The 19,538-nt window shown below is 63.8% G+C and carries 16 protein-coding genes and 1 pseudogene; 12 read left to right on the forward strand and 5 right to left on the reverse strand.

The genetic code is table 11. The annotated features are described in order from the left end of the window. Window positions 1-215: 215 nt before the first annotated feature. Window positions 216-329: an LPXTG cell wall anchor domain-containing protein gene (locus tag ACFWEP_RS05750; protein ID WP_387366081.1), complete on the forward strand. Its 114-nt coding sequence runs from the start codon at window positions 216-218 to the stop codon at window positions 327-329. Between the two features lie 58 nt (window positions 330-387). On the opposite strand, the pseudogene ACFWEP_RS05755 reads toward ACFWEP_RS05750, so the two are convergent. Then, a pseudogene (locus ACFWEP_RS05755) lies at window positions 388-653 on the reverse strand (transposase family protein); the annotation flags it as partial. A gap of 303 nt (window positions 654-956) precedes the next feature. Here ACFWEP_RS05755 and ACFWEP_RS05760 point away from each other — a divergent pair. The 3 genes from ACFWEP_RS05760 (at window position 957) to ACFWEP_RS05770 (ending at window position 4,537) form a co-directional block, all read left to right on the forward strand. Then, window positions 957-1,367, forward strand: a complete 411-nt coding sequence (locus tag ACFWEP_RS05760) for a hypothetical protein (RefSeq protein WP_387366084.1) — start codon at window positions 957-959, stop codon at window positions 1,365-1,367. A gap of 174 nt (window positions 1,368-1,541) precedes the next feature. Next, the gene (locus ACFWEP_RS05765; protein ID WP_387366087.1) at window positions 1,542-2,210 is read left to right on the forward strand and encodes an ABC transporter ATP-binding protein; all 669 of its coding nucleotides are present in this window, start codon (window positions 1,542-1,544) and stop codon (window positions 2,208-2,210) included. Further along, a complete protein-coding gene (locus tag ACFWEP_RS05770; protein WP_387366090.1) occupies window positions 2,207-4,537 on the forward strand; it encodes an FtsX-like permease family protein in 2,331 nt (776 codons plus the stop codon). The genes ACFWEP_RS05765 and ACFWEP_RS05770 overlap by 4 nt, the downstream gene beginning before the upstream one ends. Before the next feature lie 666 nt (window positions 4,538-5,203). Here the strand turns inward: ACFWEP_RS05770 and ACFWEP_RS05775 are convergent. Next, window positions 5,204-5,962 carry a GntR family transcriptional regulator gene (locus ACFWEP_RS05775; RefSeq protein ID WP_387366093.1) on the reverse strand — a complete coding sequence of 253 codons (759 nt, stop codon included), beginning with the start codon at window positions 5,960-5,962 and terminating at the stop codon, window positions 5,204-5,206. Between the two features lie 77 nt (window positions 5,963-6,039). On the opposite strand from ACFWEP_RS05775, the gene ACFWEP_RS05780 reads away from it, so the two are divergent. The 5 genes from ACFWEP_RS05780 to ACFWEP_RS05800 all read left to right on the forward strand — a co-directional run bounded on the left by ACFWEP_RS05780 (window position 6,040) and on the right by ACFWEP_RS05800 (window position 12,419). Next, window positions 6,040-6,318, forward strand: coding sequence for a hypothetical protein (locus ACFWEP_RS05780; protein WP_387366096.1), 279 nt, complete (start codon window positions 6,040-6,042; stop codon window positions 6,316-6,318). 12 nt (window positions 6,319-6,330) lie between these two features. Beyond that, window positions 6,331-6,645, forward strand: a complete 315-nt coding sequence (locus tag ACFWEP_RS05785) for a hypothetical protein (RefSeq protein ID WP_387366099.1) — start codon at window positions 6,331-6,333, stop codon at window positions 6,643-6,645. 430 nt (window positions 6,646-7,075) lie between these two features. Then, window positions 7,076-7,795 carry a GntR family transcriptional regulator gene (locus ACFWEP_RS05790; protein WP_387366102.1) on the forward strand — a complete coding sequence of 240 codons (720 nt, stop codon included), beginning with the start codon at window positions 7,076-7,078 and terminating at the stop codon, window positions 7,793-7,795. A gap of 1,908 nt (window positions 7,796-9,703) precedes the next feature. Next, window positions 9,704-11,374: an HNH endonuclease gene (locus tag ACFWEP_RS05795; protein WP_387366105.1), complete on the forward strand. Its 1,671-nt coding sequence runs from the start codon at window positions 9,704-9,706 to the stop codon at window positions 11,372-11,374. A 235-nt stretch (window positions 11,375-11,609) separates the two neighbouring features. After that, on the forward strand, window positions 11,610-12,419 hold the full coding sequence (locus tag ACFWEP_RS05800) for a DUF6551 family protein (protein ID WP_387366108.1): 810 nt from the start codon (window positions 11,610-11,612) through the stop codon (window positions 12,417-12,419). Between the two features lie 433 nt (window positions 12,420-12,852). Here ACFWEP_RS05800 and ACFWEP_RS05805 read toward each other — a convergent pair whose 3' ends face one another. Together ACFWEP_RS05805 and ACFWEP_RS05810 are read right to left on the reverse strand one after the other, a co-directional pair. Further along, window positions 12,853-13,317: a hypothetical protein gene (locus ACFWEP_RS05805; protein ID WP_387366111.1), complete on the reverse strand. Its 465-nt coding sequence runs from the start codon at window positions 13,315-13,317 to the stop codon at window positions 12,853-12,855. 181 nt (window positions 13,318-13,498) lie between these two features. Next, entirely contained in the window at window positions 13,499-14,437 is a 939-nt protein-coding gene (locus ACFWEP_RS05810; RefSeq protein WP_387366114.1) for a restriction endonuclease, read from the reverse strand. Window positions 14,438-15,318: 881 nt separating this feature from the next. Between ACFWEP_RS05810 and ACFWEP_RS05815 the strand changes: the two genes are divergently transcribed. Together ACFWEP_RS05815 and ACFWEP_RS05820 are read left to right on the forward strand one after the other, a co-directional pair. After that, window positions 15,319-16,800, forward strand: coding sequence for an AAA family ATPase (locus ACFWEP_RS05815; RefSeq protein WP_387366117.1), 1,482 nt, complete (start codon window positions 15,319-15,321; stop codon window positions 16,798-16,800). A 31-nt stretch (window positions 16,801-16,831) separates the two neighbouring features. After that, the gene (locus ACFWEP_RS05820; protein ID WP_387366120.1) at window positions 16,832-17,734 is read left to right on the forward strand and encodes a hypothetical protein; all 903 of its coding nucleotides are present in this window, start codon (window positions 16,832-16,834) and stop codon (window positions 17,732-17,734) included. 441 nt (window positions 17,735-18,175) lie between these two features. Here ACFWEP_RS05820 and ACFWEP_RS05825 read toward each other — a convergent pair whose 3' ends face one another. After that, window positions 18,176-18,640 carry an NUDIX hydrolase gene (locus ACFWEP_RS05825; RefSeq protein ID WP_387366123.1) on the reverse strand — a complete coding sequence of 155 codons (465 nt, stop codon included), beginning with the start codon at window positions 18,638-18,640 and terminating at the stop codon, window positions 18,176-18,178. A gap of 18 nt (window positions 18,641-18,658) precedes the next feature. On the opposite strand from ACFWEP_RS05825, the gene ACFWEP_RS05830 reads away from it, so the two are divergent. After that, window positions 18,659-19,438, forward strand: a complete 780-nt coding sequence (locus ACFWEP_RS05830) for a GntR family transcriptional regulator (RefSeq protein ID WP_387366126.1) — start codon at window positions 18,659-18,661, stop codon at window positions 19,436-19,438. Window positions 19,439-19,538 lie beyond the last annotated feature (100 nt).

The raw sequence follows: 19,538 nt of genomic DNA on the forward strand, positions 1-19,538 counted from the left end.
CTCCCGATGGGGAGGGCTCTCGGCGGTGCCCCCGGCAGGACTCGAACCTGCGGCCAAGCGCTTCGAAGGCGCTTGGCCGGACCGGCGGCGCATGCTGCCTCAGCTGGCGTTGTCCGCCTCATGGTGGTGGGCGTGCAGCGCCTTCGGCTCGTATTCGGCCCGAGGCATGTGACGGGCGTCGGCTGAAGCCGCGTGCCCGGGGTATCCGCCAGAACATGCTGGCTCTGTATGCCTACCGGTCCTACAGCGGCGCCACGACGGTCTGGGTCTTCGTGGTTGCCATCCTCATCGTGCTCGTTGCGGCCTGGTACATCCGACGCCGAAGGTAGGCGCCAAGCCTGCGGGACCTGCCTTCACGGACTCGGCAGGTGGCTACAGGCGATTGATCTCGTCGACGCACGGCCACGCGGTGGGCCGGGATATCCCGAATCCGGCTCCGAGCTGGGCGAACGTCTCGTTCCTGCGTAGATGAATGAGAGCGAGTAACGCCTGCTTGAAGTAGCCGAGTTTGCGCCAGTGGGTGTTGCGGGATCGGCGGCGTTCGTCCAATGGCCAGGAAACATGCTCGATGAGCTTGCGAGAAGTCGAGCATGGCTCGATATGGAACCCAACAGGGCCTCTTCGGCCGCCGGTGTGTTGAGTGAGATCACCACGACAACGACGAGAGGCTCTGTCTCGTCGCCACGCACTCTGAGCAGCCCGTTTTTCCCCCAGCGCAGGATGGAAGAGGCCCACTGGTGCGGCCACCAAGTCCCAGCCGCCTCTGTGTTAGTCGCTGTAAGGGGATGGTGCTACCTGAATCGATGGTTGTGGCCGAAAAAGTAGCATGGTCTTTCTCACGCCTGAAATCGGTTGCTAGATAATCTCGGGAATCGCAAAGATGTTTCGGGTTCGACGTTCATGTTTGATTCATCGACTGGCGGGATTTTCCCGCCGTGTTTCTTCCGGGGGTTCGCATGTTAGGGAAGATTGCTACAACGCTGGGGGTCGCTGTAGGTGTCCTGGCGCTGTCGACGACCAGCGCCAGCGCGGCCACTTCATCGACCGTTACGCGCAGTACCACCGGCGCTTCGGCGAGTTGCTACTTCAGCACCTGGGCGGTCCTGATCCACGATGATCACGCGCAGATCAACTGCTCGCTGTCCGACACCTCCGGGGACAGCCACTCGGTCTACGTGGAATGGTGGCAGGATGGCTACGGCCACGTGACCCTGCGCAACAGCGGTGGTTCGGGTACCACCAAGAGTGTCGTCGATGCCCGGCAGAACGGTGACGGTTCGTTCGGGGACCTGTACTTCAAGGTCTGCCGAGACGTTCAACTGCAGCCCGACAACTGCTCGTCCACCTATCACTGGGCAATACCGTAGTTTTGCCAGCCAGCGCGTAAGTGGCTAGGGGTGTGGCATCCGTCCATGCGGGTGCCACACCTCCTCGGGGGCCACGGCCGGCGTCTCATGCGGCAGCTGGAGAAATGCGCGATACCGCCCTGGTGGGCTTTCCGCCGACCGGTGTGGTTCAGCGCACGTACATGGAGGTCGGTCTTGCTCGAAGCGGAATCGCTGCGTGTCGTTTACGGCGAGCACGCCGCATTGGACGATGCATCGCTGTCGGTTGGCAGCGGAGAGATTGTTGCGGTCGTCGGGCGGAGCGGTTCGGGAAAATCGACGCTCCTGCACTGCCTGGCCGGCATGGTGCGCCCCTCGGCGGGGAGAGTCACTTTAGGCGGCATGCGGGTCGATACCGCCACGGACGACGAGCTCAGCGAGTTGCGCCGCAGCCGGTTCGGATTCGTTTTCCAATTCGGTGAACTTGTACCCGAATTGAGTCTTCTGGAGAACGTGTCACTGCCACTGCGATTCGCCGGCGTCTCGCGTAGGGACGCGCGCCGGAGATCCGAGGCGGTCCTCGCGGAACTGGGGATCGGAGAGTTGGCGAGCCGGCTTCCGGGCCAAGTGTCCGGGGGACAGGCACAGCGGGCCGCGGTGGCGAGGGCGTTGGTGCACTCCCCATCGGTGGTGTTCGCGGACGAGCCGACTGGGGCACTGGACACGCACAGCGGCGAAACGGTGCTTGCCGCGCTCGGGTCGCTGGCGCGGAACAGGGGCGCGTCGGTGGTGCTGGTCACCCATGATTCAAGGGTCGCGGACCTCGCTGACCGGGTCGTGCAGGTGATCGACGGACGCGTCGTGTCGTCGGAGACGGCCCGATGAGAAACGTCCTGTTCGGCATACGCCTGGCGGCGGCACAGACTCGTGGAGGACGGTTGCGGGCTGCGCTTGCCGCGGTGGGCGTCGCGATCGCGCTGCTGGCCGTCCTGTCGGCCTGCGCCGCCTCGCAGGTAGTGGCCGCCAGGATCGATCGGTCGGTCGATCGAGCCCCCACCAGGATCGATACGCACGCCGCCGGTTCACACCTGCGCCTGCGTCAGGACAGCGATCTGTGGGAAGACCGCATCATCACCCGCGTCTTGGTCGACGCCTCCGCCGTGCCGCCCAACCGACGCGCGGCACCCCCGGGCCTGACATCTCTTCCCGACGCGGGCCGGTGCGCGGTCTCACCCGCGCTGCGTCGACTGCTGGCCGAACCGGGATCGGACTCGCTGCGTCGGCGCTACTGCCAGGGCAGGACGTCGCTGATCGCAGCCCCGGGCCTCCTCGACCCCGGCGAGCTGGTGGCTTGGGTGGGCACCCCCGCGCTCAAGGGCCGCAGCGGTGTGGTCACGGCGGACGGTTTCGGCGCCGACCGGGTGACACGGATCGAGGCCAGCCGTTCCCTCGCCAGCGCCGTCAAGACCACGGCTGCGATCACCGCGCTGCTACTCATCCCACTCTTCGTGCTCGTGACTTCCTGTGTGCGCATCTCCGCGCAACGCCGCCACCGGCGGCTCGCCGCCATGAGGTTGTGCGGCGCGTCCCGGAGCCAGGCCACCTCCATACTCGCGGGCGAGGTGCTGCTGATCTGCCTGCTGGGCGCCGTGCTGGGATGGGCGCTCTTCGCCGCTCTGATGCCGCTGGCTGCCCACTGGCAAGTGGGCGGATACAGGTTCTTCACCGCCGACGCCTGGCCGGGTCCCTTCGGGTGGGCGGCCACCGTCCTGCTTCCAGCATTCGGTGTGTGGGTGGCCCGGAGGGGTGCTTCCCGAGCTGTTGACTCCCCGTACGCCGAGCGGCGCTCCGCAGACCGCCCGCCGGCACGCCTGCGCCGTGTCCTGCCGCTGGCGGCCGGCGCTTTGAGCCTGACCGGGCTGATCATCCACGAACCGGCGGACGCGGGAGGTGATCAGACCCTCCTGCTGTCGTTGCTCTATCTCGCCGCCCTGCTGTGCCTTATCGGCGTCCCAGTGGCGCTGCCCGCCCTGGTGCGGTCCTGGACCGGACGGGCTGGCAGGCGCAGTAAACGCCTAGCCCTGCAACTGGCCGCCACTCGGCTTCACCGAGGTCAGGACGACACCACGCGCGCGGCATCCTCCTTGGCCCTCGGCATGGTTGCCCTGGCGAGCGCAGGTCTACTCCTGTCCGTTTTTGATCACTCGGCGACCGACTACCTGGCCAAGGCGTCGATCACCCCGGCCGGGCGCGCCGTGGTGATCGACCACCCCACCGCCGCTGTTTTCGGAGCCGACTACACCGCCATCCCCCAGGTACGGGCGACCGTAGAGCTACAGCTCTACCAAGCCGCTCCCGCAGCTCCGGGAACCGCCCCGGACTTCGTGTCCGCGCTGGTCGCCGACTGTTCCGAGCTCCATGCGATCTGGGGGCGCGACCTCGCTTCCTGCCCGCCACCCGGCCAACCGGCGCGGGTCCAATGGCCCGGCATGGGTACGCGTGTCCAGCCCGGTCAGCACGCGGAACTCTCCTATGCCACCGACCCTTCACCGGATGCGCCCCGCGTAGAGGTCACCGTGCCCTCCACGGTCCTGCGCCTTCCCGAGATCCCCGGTGCGGGCGCCTTCACTGCGGACTTGCTGATCCCTCCCAGCACTTTCGCCGAAACCGCCCGGGCCGCGCCACCCGCCGGCCGGCTCCTCGTGTTCACCGATGGCGCCGCTGCGACCGAATCGGCAGTCCGGTCACGCGTCCTGGCCGCTGATCCCGCCGCCGTCATCGACAGCACGTCCGTGCAACTCGCCCAATCCGCCCGCAACATTGCCCCCTACAGGGCCGTGACATGGGCGGCTGCCGCAGCCGTGGCCATCCTTCTGCTGACCACTCTGGCCATCACCGGATACGACGCGGCCGTCAGTCGCCGACGCATCACGGCCGCACTCGTGGTCGCGGGCGCAGACACGTCGACCCTGCGACGAGCTCAACTCTGGTACCTCGCCATCCCCATGGTCATGGTCGGTGCACTGGCCGCTGTCACCGATGTCCTGCTCAACAGCGCCTTCGATCAGATCACCATGGGGCATGTCGGAGCACACCCGGGCGCGGTCGCCACCATGGTCGTGGTCGCCCTGTGCGGTGTCGCCGTAGCCGTCCCACCCGCATGGGCCGTTACCGACCGCAGGCCCGATCCGGCGCTCCTCCGCACCGAATAGGCCAGGGTGGTGCCCAGGTCGCGGACTGGGCGGGCAACAGTGTTCCGGTGCTTCTGGCCACCTACGCGCGGTGCGTGGAAGGGCAACTTCCCGATCTCAAGAGGCGGCTCGAAGCGGCGGGGGACCTCCCGGAGCCGCCGCCCGCAGGCTGACGGGACAGCCGAAAACTTCGGCACGTATTCGGCACAGCCACCCGCAGAACCCCGGTGACAGCCGTACGGCCCCGGACTTTTCCTTGATCATCGGGGGAGGGTCCGGGGCTTCGCCGCCCCCGCCGAAACCCGCCCTGACCAGCGAAAAGCCCTCCCGATGGGGAGGGCTCTCGGCAGTGCCCCCGGCAGGACTCGAACCTGCGGCCAAGCGCTTAGAAGGCGCTTGGCCTGACCGGCGGCTCATGCTGCCTGAGCTGGCGCTATCCGCCTCTTGGCGGTGGGCGTGCAGCGCCTTCGACTCGTATTCGGCACGGGGCCTGGGACGGGCGTCGGCTGAAGCCGCGTGCTCGGGGTATCCGCCTGAACATGCTGGCTCTGAGCACCTATCGGTCCTACCACGGCACAACGACGGTCTGGGCCTTCGTGGTTGCCATCCTCATCGGGGTCGTGGCGGTCTGGTACTTCCGACGTCGAAGGTAGGCGCCCGACCTGCCGCCACGGACCCGGCGGGCCGCTACTGCCGATTGATGGGGATCTCGTAAACGATCTCGCAGTGTGCGACCGGCACCACGATGTCGGCGGTCTCGACGGGCCGGCCCTGATCGCTGTAGTACGTCCGCCGGATGTGCGTCACGTACGCGCCGTTCTGGATGCCGAGGAGTGACGCCTCCTCCGCAGTCGCCCCGCGCGGCTCCGGCTGTTTCACCGCGTGCCCAACGGTGATGCCGATGACGGCCATCCGGTTCACCACTCCAACCCCGGCGTGCGGGCCTCCCTCCGGGAGGACGACGAGCGTGCCGACGGTGAGTTCGTACGGCTCCCAGCTCGTCGAAAGCTGCACGGGTCGGCCGTTCGCCAGGAACTCGTACACCGTTCGGACGCACAGATCACCCTCGGCGATACCGAGACGCGCCGCGATGTCCGCCGGCGCCGGGACCTTCACGTCGGACCGGCTCTCCCAGTCGCTCTGCCTGCCCACGGCCTTCATGTCCGCCCGGAACGGCGAACCGTCAGGCTGCTCGCGCGCCGAGGAGCGAACCATCCGCACGCGTTCCCGTGGCTCGGCCACGTAGGTGCCCGATCCCGCGCGGCCCTCCAGCAGGCCCTGGGAGATCAGTAGTTCCTGCGCCCGGCGCACCACGTTCTCGCCCACGCCGTACTCCTGGCCGATCTGGGCGCGGGACGGCAGGCGGTCTCCTGGCTCCCAGACGTGCTCTGCGATCCGCCGCCGCAGCTCGTCGGCGATGCGGAGATAAGGCGCTTGCTCAGGCATATGGAAAATCTAGTCCACTAGCCCTAATCTAGTTAACTAGCTTCACTCAAAGTGACTGCTGCTAACGGAGGCTGCCTGTGCCCAGCTCGGGAGTAAGTGCGGCGTCGATCGCTGCTCGGCTGTCCGCCCTCGGGCTGCGACCACGCATCAAGGAGCACGCCCGCTACACGGCGGTCGAAGCGACGATCCCCGAATCCCTGCCGGCCGAGTCCTGGGGCGAGGTCCTGGCGGCGGTGGGCGAGGCGGACCGATTCGGCCTCCTCGCCACCAGTTCTAACGTCCGCACCCTCTGGGCGGTCGTACGCAAATCGGTCCCCACGACGGGCTATGTCGGGGGACCGGGCTATCAGCGATAGGAGCTGAACAGCATGTTCAACCGTATCCGCCGTGCCGTTTCGATCACCAGAGGCGGGCACGTGTTCAAGGGCCGGCATCGTCGGCCGGAAGCTCCTACCCGGCTGGCGGGCGCAACCAGCGCGGCGGCACCCGCTCACGCGCCGAGGGCCGACCAGGACTCGAACGACGACAGCGGGCGCCACCGGTACGCCCTCGCGGGGGAGGACTCCGCGCTCGTCCGCCCGTACGTCCTGGCGGCTTGGGAGAAGCGCACGCAGCCTCGTTCGCTGTTCGTGGCTCCCCACCTGTCCGCCGCAGCGTGGTCGTCGCTCACGGGGGCATCCTGATGGCTCTTCGCCTGAGGGGCGTTCTCGCGTCGATCGAGGCCCCTCCCTACCGTTCGGCCACCTGCCGGATCGGAACCCACGACACCTGCACGGAGTCTCCGGCGCCGCTCGTACCCATCGCCCTCCCCTTGGTCTACGAGGTATGCGCTTGCCCCTGCCACGCGTCGTCCGGCCGTCCCGCACGGGCGGAGTCCCAGCGGTGAGGGGGCACGAAGCCGGGCGGCTCCTGGCGTCGCACGTGGACATCACCTCGACCACCGTCCTGTGCGGAGACATCATCCAAGTCGGCGGCCGCGCCTGCCGCGTGACTAACCTCCTCCAGTTGCCGCACGGAGCCAAGCAACTCCTTCTCGACTCCGGCGAACTCCTGACGATGCACCCGCGGACCCGCTTTGTTGCCGTGCGCATTACGAGAAGGCGGTGACCTGACGTGCCCTTCCGTCACCGCGAAATCGCCGACGATCTACGGCAGCAGATCACGACCGGCCGTATCGGTCCCGGCGAACGCCTTGCGCCCGAACCGGCGTTGGCCGCGCGCTACGCGGTGAGCACGGGGACTCTGCGGCGTGCTCTCTCTGTGCTCCAAGGGGAGGGACTCATCGACAAGTTTCACGGGAGAGGTAACTTCGTTCGCCGCCCTCTGCGCAGGTTCATGTACGTCGGAGGGTGGGGGACGTTCGACCCGTGGACCGCTGCGGATGCCTCGCCCCGAGTCACCGTTCGCACCGCCACGGTTCCAGCACAGGGGCTTCTGGCCGGCTTGCTGGACGTGCCCAATGGCACCCCCCTTGCGGAGATTGTCTGCGTCAGCCATGAAGGGGCGTCGCCGCTCGGCCTGGCCCGGATATACCTCCCGCACGATCTGGCTCCCACTGGGCTTCTGGGCGAGGAGCCGTCGTACGAGCAGACGGCCAAGAGGTTCGCCGTCCTGAGTTCATCGCCAGCGGCCGTCCGGGAGACGGTCCGCGCCCGCCCTCCGACCCCGGACGAAGTCTCGGCCCTGCGGATCAGCCCCACCGCGGCAGTCCTTGCGATCACGCGCACTGCCACCAACTCCGCTGGACGCGTCGTGGAAGCCGCGCTTCTGGCCTTTCCCGGGGACCGAACCGACGCGGTCTTCCTTACACACCATGCAACAGACGGGAGGTAATCGTCATCATGACGGAACGGAATGAACTACGGCTTCTCCCGTGGTCGAGCTCAGAAGGGAAGCCCTGCTACCTCAGCACCGACGACGGCGATAGCCACATGTCCCGCTTGGCGGACGATATCGAAGCGGAACAACTCGACATGGCTTCCGCTCTAGTGAAGAGAGCGTCCGGAGTCCTCGCTGATGACGAAACGACCTTGGAAGACGTGCGGCACCTGGCCAAGGAACTGACCGGAGCGCTAGGACGCGTGCTCCGTGTGGCGGCTAGTCGAGGCCACTTCTTCGCGGATCCTGAGCCACAGTCGGATTGACCCCTGCTCGCTCTCACCAACGCGAAGGCCCCCAAGTAATCAGAGTTGGGGGCCTTCGCGTTGGCGGGCTTCGATACTCGACGCTGTGACATCTGATTTGTAAGTCCGATCGAAGTCTGCTCCGGCTGCTACCGTCGTCTGGCGTGGCAGCCGGACAGAGAGACTGACGTATACCTCTGTGTGGCGTCGTTGATGTCAGCTGTGGAAGTTAGAACTCAGGTTGTTGAAACAGTGGATCTCACAAGAGCAACGGCTTCCAACTTTGATCGGCTCCTCCGGGGTAACCGTCTGAGCGGACCGGACGGCCTATCGCTGAACCAGCAAAATCAGCAGGCCGGTGATCGCTGCTCCCGCTGCTGACGCGGCCCCTCCGATAATGTTTCGAAGGATGATCCGAAGCAGGGGACTCAACCGTCGAGACCGCCCCTTCGGTGCTCGGGGGCTAGTGCACTGCTCGGTGGCAGGCTTAATGTCATTCTGGTCGACACTCATCTTTCTCCTTGAATGTGGTGTCGCGTGATCAGGGACCAATCAGCGACGGTGTCGGCTTGCTTGGGCCGGTGTGGGTCCCCGATTCTATTGGCGAGCCTACGAGTTGGGGCTCCGAGGACTACAGGTGTCCCGCTCGGATCTGATGTAATTTCCAGGAGTGATTACCGAACCGGGTACTATCGACGATCTGGTCGCCGATGCTGCGGCAGAAGGTCACCAAGTGACCAAGCGCCTCATCCATGACTGGGTGGCTAGAGGGCTACTGGCTCAGCCTCAGCGGCGGCGGACAGGCCAACGCGGCTCAGAGAAGGCGCTGCATTCAGCTGCCCAACGGACGCTTTTCCTAGACCTAGTGCGTAGAAGGCAGCCGTCATCGGTCCAACCGCTGGCTGAGTTCGTGCTTGTGTGTTGGCTGTTCATCGGCGATGACGATCTGGTGAGCACGCGACAGGCGCTGCGTGCTCTCCGCACGTACGTCGGTGATCCCCGCGGTAGCCGAGCGTGGGCGAAGGCCAGGGCCGCTCAGTTCGTGCATCCGCTATGCGACCCGAGGCTCGGAACCCCTCGTAGCCGCCGCGAACTCTTGAAGGCTTTTACCGAGGCGTTTTACTCGGGAACCTACAACCGGGAGGACCTCGTTGCGAAGTGTGCCCCTCAGTTCGAAGACAAGGGGGCGTTCGGAGTCGTGATCCGGTCACTTGGGCGTGGACCCGTTCCGGGGCAGCCCGAAGCGCTTCTGGTGCACCTTGATGTCGTCCTTCGAGCAGGTAAGGCAGTTCAAGACGGGGGTGTCAATCAAGATGTGCTAGAGGAAGTTAGGGCCCAATGCCTGAAGATGCGCATGGCTGACCCTGAGTGGCCGACGCGGAGCGACTTGGAGGACGCCATGCCCATGATGCTCGTGAGTCTTGGCCTTGTCGTCCTCGCTCGATCAGGCTGGCCACGAACGGTCGGGTCGGAGACGCGGAGTGGCGTGATGTAAGCAGGTGTACGAGGGTGGCCGCAAGCGAACCGGGCAAAGGGCAGGACGGCTAGCAGCGATACACAGCACCTGCTGACAACGGGCCTGGGCTCGTTGTCGGTGCCGTGATCTACGGTGTGGTTCATGGCACCGTCTGAGATCACACGCGAGGGCATCCTAAATGCGATTGAAGAGCATGACCGCGTGGGGGTAGAGGCTTTCCGGGACACGTACGGCTACCGAGCGGCAGTCACGTATCTGCTCGTACACGAGGGGCGAGAGTACGACTCCAAGGCCATTGCCGGCGTAGCCCATCGCTACGACTTTGGAACCGCGCTCAAGCACTCACAACTCAGTGGTGGCTTGAAGGGCGCAGTGGCCTGGCTCAGGCGGGAAGGCTTCACGGTTGTTGAGCCGCCTAAGACGTTCCACCGGCGGATTGGCGATGTTCGTCCGCCGCGTCGCGCCGGTGGCACGCCGTTGCACCGGCCCGTCCTTCTGCTATGGGCACTCGGGCAGGCGGTGGCAGGCGCGCCTCGCATGCAGCCGTGGTCCACCACCCGCGATGCTGTGGCGCCCCTGATGGAGAAGTACGCCCAGGCCGGAGACGGCGTTGACGCAACCCGCTACCCGTTTTGGGCCCTGATCCGGGACAACCTGTGGAGCGTGGACGATGCACAGGAGCTCACCCTCACCAGTCAGGGACGCCGTCCCACTCTGGAGTCCTTGAACCAGGTAGATCCGGCAGGCGGCCTTCGCGAGGAGGACTACGCGCTGCTGCTATCGCAGCCTGAAGCCGCCGCCAGTGCCGCGGCAGGACTGCTACTGCGCTACTTCTTCCCACTCCCTTCCAACCTGCTGGAAGACTTCGGCCTCCGCGCTCTGCTCGCAGGCAGGTGGGCGGATGCCCTGCGCCCGCTACTCGGAGAGACGCACAAGGACCGCGATGCCATCTGGCGAGTCTACGGCGGCCAAAAGATGGCGGGCATCGGCTGTCTCGCAGACGGCATTCTCAGCGCTTTCTCCGATGACAAGGGGCCGTACGCCGACGGACGAATCCCCGACGCCAACTGGATTGCCTACGTCGGAGACGGCCTATCAGGCGACCAGAAGATCACCGATGGCAACGAGCTCATGGCCGCGTACCAGGCCGATGGCCGTCCGCTCCGCTACTGGCACAAGCCATACCAGGGACAGTTCAGCTTCGAGACATGGGCCGTGATCGTGCAGCGCCGACGGCGCTGGGGTCTCGGAGACGACAAGAAGTGGCGCCGCGAGTTCCTCTGGGTACTGGCCCCCGTACCCTCACCCGAGCGTGAGACGTGGCCGTCCGACGTCGTCGCAGCGCTGGAAGAGGACACGGGTGAGCTACACGACGACACTGTCGACTACCAACCCGGTGACGTGGACCCCGGCGAGCGCGACGCCGGTGAGAGCGACAAGGACGCGTACAAGCGCCTGGCGCAACGGGCAGAAGCAAACGCCAAACGGCGAGGCAACCTGAAGAAGCCGACCAAGGCCGATCGCTACGTCCGGGACCCAAGCGCGCGAGCGGCCGTGATACGGCGAAGCAAGGGCAACTGCGAGAGCCCCAAGTGCGAGGGACACCCAAAAGAACGAACCACCGCAGGCATGCCGATCTTGCAAGTTGACCACGTGCGCGATCTCACCAAGGGCGGCCCCGATATCCCCTGGAACATGATTGCCCTCTGCCCGAACTGCCACGCAGTCAAAACTTACGGCGAGAACCGCGAGACGCTCCGGCGCGTGCTCGCAGCCACAGCCGAGCGATTGCACGCACAGGAGCTGAGCTAGCACCTGCCCCGCGGCACGGCCCGATGACGAGGGTTAGCACGCTACCGGCATCTGGCGGGCCAGCACTTGCCCTTGCGCCTCTCCCTGCCTTCCGGCGGGATCAGGTCAAGTATTGGCTTGGATTCATCTTTTGATCGGAATAGTCGACGGGGGCATGTATCTCTTGATCTTGCATCGCATCCCATATCTGGCGATCCGCCAACACTCCTGAGCGCGATGTAAGAGGGGCAGAGCCATGCCTAAGAAGTACGCCTACGAACTGCCGGAGCACCAGGTCGACCACGGCGTCCGCATCCCGGTTGAGAACCTCAAGATCGACGAGAAGGCGCAGCGGGTGCTGAATGAGCCGCGCGCCCGGAGCATGGCTAACAACCTGGTGCCCGAGGCACTTGGCACCATCGTGGTCTCCCAGCGCACCGACGGCGATCAGTACATCGTCGATGGCATGCACCGGTGGCACGTCTGCAAGCTCACCGGCATCCCCGAAATCGTGGCCGAGGTTCATCATGGGTTGGACCAGCAGGAGGAGGCAGTCCTCTTCCTGATCAAGAACCGGGAGTCGAGCAAGCCGACGCCACTTGACGAATACAAGATCGGGCTCACGGCAGGCATCCCTCTGTTCGTCGACACGGAGTCCGCACTGCGGAAGCGGAACCTTGCGATGGGCTCCACGGGGACGAACATGGTGGGCGCAGTAGCCGGTGTCCTCCGGATCACTGACCTTTACGGCCCCGAAACGCTTGAGCGAACGCTGAAGGTTGCCGAGGACGCTTGGGGGCGAACCAAGGAGACATGGGACGGCATGCTGCTGGGTGGCATCGGCATGTTCCTTGGCAAACATGGGGACGACATCGACGACAGGGTCCTTTCCGAGAAGATCGGTAAGAAGGACCCCGCCTTCCGGTGGCGCGCAAACATCACGGCCCTCGCGTCGGCCGGCGGAACGCGCCATAGCGGCACCGGCTCCAGGATCAGCACTTGCTACACGCTGCTCGTCACTGAGTGGGATAAGGGCCGACGCAAGGAGAACCGTATCGGGATCTAGCTCTGGCGCGGATCGGCCCCGGTGGGCCCGACCCCGTTGACGATCTTGATAACCCTCGCGCAGTGTTGTCACCGTGGGTCCAAATCTCACACTCCAAGCAGATGAACGGCCTCTGAACCAGGTGAATTGGTCGAGGGTCACTCTCATGCGTCCTGTCTGTCCGCGCTCGTGGCTCCCCGCCATTTCCCGGCCGGTCGGGCACGGCAGGTGCATGGGCGCCTTCTGATCCGTAGCTCTAGCCGGATCGGTCAGCTAAGGCCATACCGGCCGCTACGGGATCCAGAAGAGACGGTAGCGAGCAGTGGCGGTTGCTGTGGTTGCGGTACCGCGCTGCTGTACCGCAGGATCTCGGTGACTTCGCCTATGGAGCGGCGTTCTCCGTGCCCGATCGGCCGCAACTGCGGCACGACGATTTATGATCCGTAGCTGCACGTTATCCCGCTTGGGTGAGCTCTGTACGCAAGGCCTCTTCCATGGCTGTCAGCGTGCGCCGAACATCGTTCAGTGGTTCCGGGCCAGACGTGCGCTGGGCGCGCGGCAAGATGAGTGGCTGGGCATTCAATAGCCCCCTGTGGGCCTCCTGTACGGCACTTCTCGCTGGGGCCTTGGCGATGAGTGAGACTTCAAGAGCCAGCGTGATCGCCTTACTTCGAACCTCAAAAAGGTTGTCTGACTCCTCGTCATTCCAGATGCCTACCAGGGCGTCATGCCAGCCGTACATGGCCATCAGGAGATCCCTGTACAGCTCCCTCTTCTCGTTCAGCCACCGCACCTCGGACTCGTGCGATCGCTGTTCTCGGAAGATCCGTAGCTGGCTGCGCTGGGCGAGCCATGCACCGGAAAATCCAGCTGTGGCACCAATGCTTGTGCCCATCAGTCCCACGAGAGCGGCATCCATGCTGGTTTCCTAGCAGAAATCCGTTGTCACCGTGGGCTCGAACTCCACATCCACCGCAGACGAACGCCCCCTGACCTGGCGACTCGGTCGGGGGACGTTGTCGTTCGCCCTATCCGTCAGTATCCGCGGGTTACCCGGTCGATCGGGCACGGAGGAGACAGGGGCGCCATTCGATCCGCTGCTACGGGAGCGCATTGGGGTTGGTGCTGGTGAACCCCTTGCCCTCGGGCCAGATCACGGCGCAGTCCTGCGTCTTGGCCAAGGCCAGGAGGTCTTCCCGCGGTTCGGAGGGGAGCAGGATGGCGCGGATGGTGTGGTCCACGAACCTGCTGTAGTCCGCGAGCTGGCCGATGGCCATCCGGATGTTCTCGCGCGTGACGCTGCCCTTGGCCTCGATCAGGAGTCCGAGTCCCTTGGCGTGGAGGTCGGTGAAGAGAGGGCGGCTTTCACCGGGGGGCAGGATGCGCTGCCGGCCGGACTGGTGACCATTGCTGGTCAGGTAGTCCGCGAATGCCTTGATCAGGCGGGCTTCCTTGCGGTCGGCCTCGTAGGGTTCCTGGTTCGGGTTGACGAATGTGGTCTCGCTCTCGTTCCTCTCCAAGGGGAGGCCGTCCACCTGGTTGGGGTATGAGACGAGCAGCCGGCCGAGCTTGGTGGCGGGCTCCCGGGGTGCGGTGTCTACCGGGTTGAGCCGGAAGACGATGACCTTGCGGAGAGGGCCGTCGTTGGTCTCGGGAGCGTCCGCGGAGTACCAGGGGTTCTCCAGGTCGACGGTGAACTCGCCGCGGTAGGTGACCGTTCCGCGGGCGCCCTGGAAGACGCGGAGCGCACGTCCTTCGGCCTGGTGGTTCAGGATGCTGGCGTTGCCGGAGATCATCCGCTGGTCGCCGTACTGGCCTTCTCCGCTGTAGTGGAAGCGGCCGTCCGGCATCCAGTCGTCGTAGTAGCCGTGCTTCTCGCCGGCGACGGGGTCCGTGAAAACGAAGACGTTGGGCGTCTTGGCCGACGGCCCGATGCCTCCCTGCGTCCGTCCCCCGAACGTGCTGTGCAGCGCCTTGCGTTCGATCTGATCGCCGGGCTTGAGCTGCCACTCCATGGTGTCCGATGCCGTCTCGCTCATGGGCCTCCTTCGAGAACTGCCGCACCTCACAGCGAGACGCGATCGCAGGAATCATGCACGTACCGAAATCGGATGTCAAATTTTCGCATCCGATTTGGACTTACGAATGATTCCTGCGCCGAGTTCGTGCACAAGTGCGCCCCTATGCGCACTACGCCGAGGTCTGGGCCGGGGCGGTGGGCGCGGTGCTGCTTTGGTGGGCGAGATGCTCGAGGGAAGGGCGGTAGGCGATGAGCGTGATGACTCCATGGGCCAAGGAGACGTTCGGTGAGGTAGCGGGGGCGCTGGCTGACGCCATGGTGCTTGTCGCGGGCCTACGAACGGGCGCGGAACGGCCACCAAGGTGTGCACACTCAAACTTTGGAGGCGTACGGACACGGCCTCCACGCCGTGCAGTACGAGGAGCTAGCCGCCGGCCCCGAGCACCTCCCTGGTGCGACCGCGGTCCGCCTCCAAGCTCGGACGGTCATGATCGTTGCTGGCAACGTGATCTATCCGATTCGCTACGCCAAGACCGACGTGCCCGTCACCGCAGCACGACTACGACGGGCTACCGGGTTACGCGCTGACCTGATCCGTCACCATGTACCTGAGCCCATGCAGGGTGAGCTAGACCTAGGGCTTGATGAGCTCGAAGAGCAGGAAGCGCACCGGGACCTCGGCCAGCTGCCCCCTGACGTGGGCTTGGTGCTCGTTGCCTACGCCTGCTCCATGAACCATGGAGTGACGCGACTGGAATGGGAAGCCGCAGAGCTTCGTCGAGAAGACCGGTACCTCATCTGGCATCACCACGAGCCGCTGCACCTCAATGGGTAACCCAAGCACGAAAGTTATTCTCAAAGATGCCCGTACGGCGGGCGCTTCGACTGTAAACTGCCCACATGGACGAAATGAGCACATCCCAGTCGCCGAACCTGACAAAAGAAACAGTAACGGACGAAAGTCTGATCAAGTCGGTTGAAGTGACCGGCCTGTTCGGTCAATTCAATTATGAGATCGACTTGACCGATCTTGTGCTCAATGCGTCTTCGAGTCGTCGCCTCACGCTTCTTTATGGAGACAATGGGTGCGGAAAAACAACCATTCTTAACCTGCTATGGAACACGCTTAGCGGTTCGCCGACCGGAACGCATCGTTCATATTTGGGAAATTGCCCATTCGCCACATTGGTAATTCGCCTAAATAATGGCGATTCGATTTCAGTGGAAAAGCTAGAGGATCTGCAAGGGCCATTCCAAATTCAGGTAAGAGGATCGGGGGTAGATGTTCAGCAGCGGTATATGTCAATAGATGACGACAGCTACTTTGCTGTAGGAGATGACGGTCGATCCGTATCAGAATTTTCCCGACAGGAAAGGGAATACCGTTTGCGCATGGAGCGGCGCCTGCGCGAGCCCCGGTCATCAATTGCCGCTCGGCGCGCACGGGAACAGCTTGCCCTCTTTGCCGACCAGAGGTTTGATTCCTATGTCGATTATCTCCAAGGGCTCAACGCAAACCCTCACTTCCTGGCGGATGATCGGCAAATTTACGGTGATGATCTAAACCACAGCTCGAAACAACACCACAGGATCATTCGAGATGTGGAAGAGGAAGGCCCGAATGACACCAAGTCCTTCCTAGGCAAAGAGCTTGGGTCGGCAATGCGTAGGGTTCATGTCCAGTTCCAGCAGCAAGTACTGCGAGGGAATCAACTAGGCTCCCGTGGAACGAATAGAATCTATCTAGACATCCTTGCGCGGATTGCGCAGAGAGATTTCACTGGAGGCAACTCATCCCCCATCGAAACATTGCTCAATCGGCTTAATGATCTGGCGGTTAGAACGCAGAAGTATGCCGAATTTGGTCTTGTTCCGGCGTTGCGTTCTCAGCCTTTTGCAAACCTTCTCACAGATATCCCAAGCGATAAGGCGGCAGTCGCAGAAGAGGTGATTCTCCCATACCTCGAAGCGCAAGAAACTCGGCTTGATGCCTTGGAAAAGACGGAGCAGCTAATTCGAACATTTGTAGAGCAAGCGAATGGCTTCCTCCAAACGAAACGGCTGGTTTTCGACCTTTCGCGCGGCATGCGCGTAGTTGCGTCCGACAGCAGAGAACATGAGCTAAGCCCTCATCAGCTGTCCTCGGGGGAGCGCCAAATTTTGCTCCTCCTGTCCAACACCATTCTTGCCCGCGGAAATACTCGTCTTTTCCTTATCGATGAGCCAGAACTTAGCCTCAATGCTAAATGGCAGCGGAAGCTCATGTCGGCTCTACTTGCGTGCACGGAAGGCAGTGGAATGCAGTTCGTGGTCGCTACCCACTCTGTAGAGGTGATCACAGGTAACAGGGATTCGCTATCTCGACTGGTTTCGAAGGACTAAGAGTTCAATCTGAAGCAGGGGGCGGGGCCGCATGACAATTATTGACGAAAATCGTAGAACTCCGGACGAGATGGCCATGCTCGAAATACTGGAACCCGACATGAAGGAAATTATTGTCGAGGGAAGGGGCGATCAGGCATTCTTGCGCTGGTACTTCTCCCAAATACAGCCCCGTGCGGAGATTGATATCTTCGCCGTGGAAGATAGAGTCGTGATTGATGAGAGCATTGTTATCTCGCATGGCTATACCAGAGGTAAGCGAGGAAGCGTTTTGACTGTTGCGGAGATCGTGCATGCCGCGCATCCGAAAGGCAATCGACTTCGGTTCGTCGCGGATCGCGACCTCAGCTCCCTTGGATTGGACGCGTGTCCCCAGATTGATAGCATATTCTATACTGATTTTGCGTCTATGGAGCTCTACTTCTTCGCGGAAAAGCCTATCGGGAAAATGCTCAGCGTGGCACTTAGGGCGCCCTCTAGCGTTTCGCCTCGGACGATTATGGAGGCAATCACGCCAGTCTTGGTGACCATTTTCACCATCAGATTTATTCTTAGGTCGTTGCCAGAGCCAAAGAAGCTCGCCAGTAAAGTAATAGAGAGCCTTAAATTCACTGACAATAGCCACTCTCTCGACGTGGAGGAAGCCTTCCGTCGTTCATGCCAAGGAATGCATATCGAGGACCTTATCTCGAAATATTCGCGGGTGGATTTTCCAGATTCCTCAGATGTTCGTCATTTCATCAGAGGTCATGACATTAGTGCGGTTTTGGTGAGGTATATTGCCTCGCTCCATGGGAATCTATTTCGCGAGGACAGGCGACACCTTGCTCAAGCTTCGGCTATGGAAATTTGCCTAACTGCTTGCCTCGAGCTGTCAGATTTTGAGGAATTCGATTTGTTCCAAAACCTAAAACAATATGCAACTAGCTCTTGATCAACTTTCGCCAATCCACCACTCACCCCGGCTCCCATCCCGTCCGCCTTCGACCCACACACCGTGGAGTGGTCGTGGTTCAGGGCGTCAAGGTGGAGCGCGCCACTGTACGAACGACCTTGACGCCCTGGGCCGCGACTGCTCGGCTCTGCCTGGGTCGGAGGTGGTCGGGATGGGAGCCACCACGACGCTCACCACGCTCCGGCCGGCACCCGCGAACGGCGCCCCGTCCATCCCGGTGCCGGAGCGCCCCCGCCGGAGGCATGTCTTGAAGCCGCGGACTCTGGCCTCGTCGCAACGGCCCCGGCTTATCCGTCGTAGGCGCGCGTAGGCGGCGGCGCGCCGAGCGGGCCGAAGGCAGGAGCGCGGGCGCGGCCAGAGCCGGGAGCGCGCCCGGCGGAGCGGAGCGCAGCCGGGGGCCTTGATGAAGTAGAGAAAGTCTTATCCCGCTGGGATGAGGTTCTTCCCGTCGTGGCTCCGGACGTGAGGCCCGTTCCCGTCCAATGCATCCAGCAGCCGGACCGCGTACGCCTCGCTCATGCGGTCGGTTACCTCGTCGGGGGTGAGCCAGGAGACGGCCGTGGTCTCGCTGGAGGTGCGCTCGGTGCCGCCGGACGGCTTGCAGCGGAAGACCAGGGCGACGATGCCGCGGGTCATGTTCTTGTAGACGCCGGTGAGTTCGTCGATCTCGACGTGGATGCCGGTCTCCTCCAGGACCTCGCGGGCCACGCCGGCCTCGGGGGTCTCGTTGAGTTCGAGGATGCCGCCGGGGAGTTCCCAGGTGCCGTTGTCGGCTCTCCGGATCGCCAGGAGCCGCCCGTCCTCGCGCACCACTACTCCGGCAACGGACACGGAGTGCAGGGGAGGGGTGGTCGCTTCCTGTGATTGACTCATGTAGAGGAGCATAGGAGGCAGAGAAGGACTATGGGAACTGCGGCGGGAGGGGTCGGTTCCGGCCCCCGGTACGTGCAGATCGCGGATGAGATCGTGCAGCAGATCCGGGCTGGGGTTCTCAAGGCCGGGGACATGGTGCCGAGCGAATCCGAGCTTGTCGACCGCTACGGCGTCTCCGGCGGAACGATCCGCAAGGCCATGGTCGAAGTGCGGGCGAGCGGCCTGGTGGAGACCCGGCACGGCAAGGGCTCGATCGTGAAGAACCGGCCACCGGTAAGGCACCGTTCGTCCGACCGTTTCCGGCGCTCGCTCCGGCAGGGTGGCAAGGCCGCCTACCTCGCGGAGTCCGCTCAGTCCGGTGCCACCGCCAAGGTGAGCGTCCTCTACATCGGGCCCATGTATGCACCCGAGGATGCCGCCGCGCGGCTGGGCGTCCGCGCCGGCGCACAGGTGCTGGCCCGTCGCCGCCTCTACTTCCGGGACGGCACTCCGGTCGAGACCGCAACGTCGTACCTTCCTTGGGACGTCGTGAAGGACATCCCGGAGCTGTTCGCGGAGAACCCGGGCGGCGGTGGCATCTACGCCCGACTCGAAGACCACGGCCATGAGTTCGCGGAGTTCGTCGAGACGCTGCAAGCGCGTCCGGCCTCGAAGGCGGAGGCGGTGGAGCTTGCTCTCAGCCCGGGTACGCCGGTGGTCCACCTGATCCGTGAGGCTCGTACCGCCGCGGGGCTCGTGGTGGAGGTCTGCGACACCCTCATGGCCGCTGACCAGTTCGTTTTTGAGTACCGCATCCCCGCTGACAGCTGACGCGCGCTCAACTCCTCCCAACCCGTCGTGAGTTCCTGCTCGCGGCGGGTTGACTCATATATAGGAGTGATGCACTCTTCTTCATGTCACTCATGTACAT

The sequence above is a fragment of the Streptomyces sp. NPDC060198 genome (genome assembly GCF_042728415.1).
Taxonomy (GTDB): domain Bacteria; phylum Actinomycetota; class Actinomycetes; order Streptomycetales; family Streptomycetaceae; genus Streptomyces.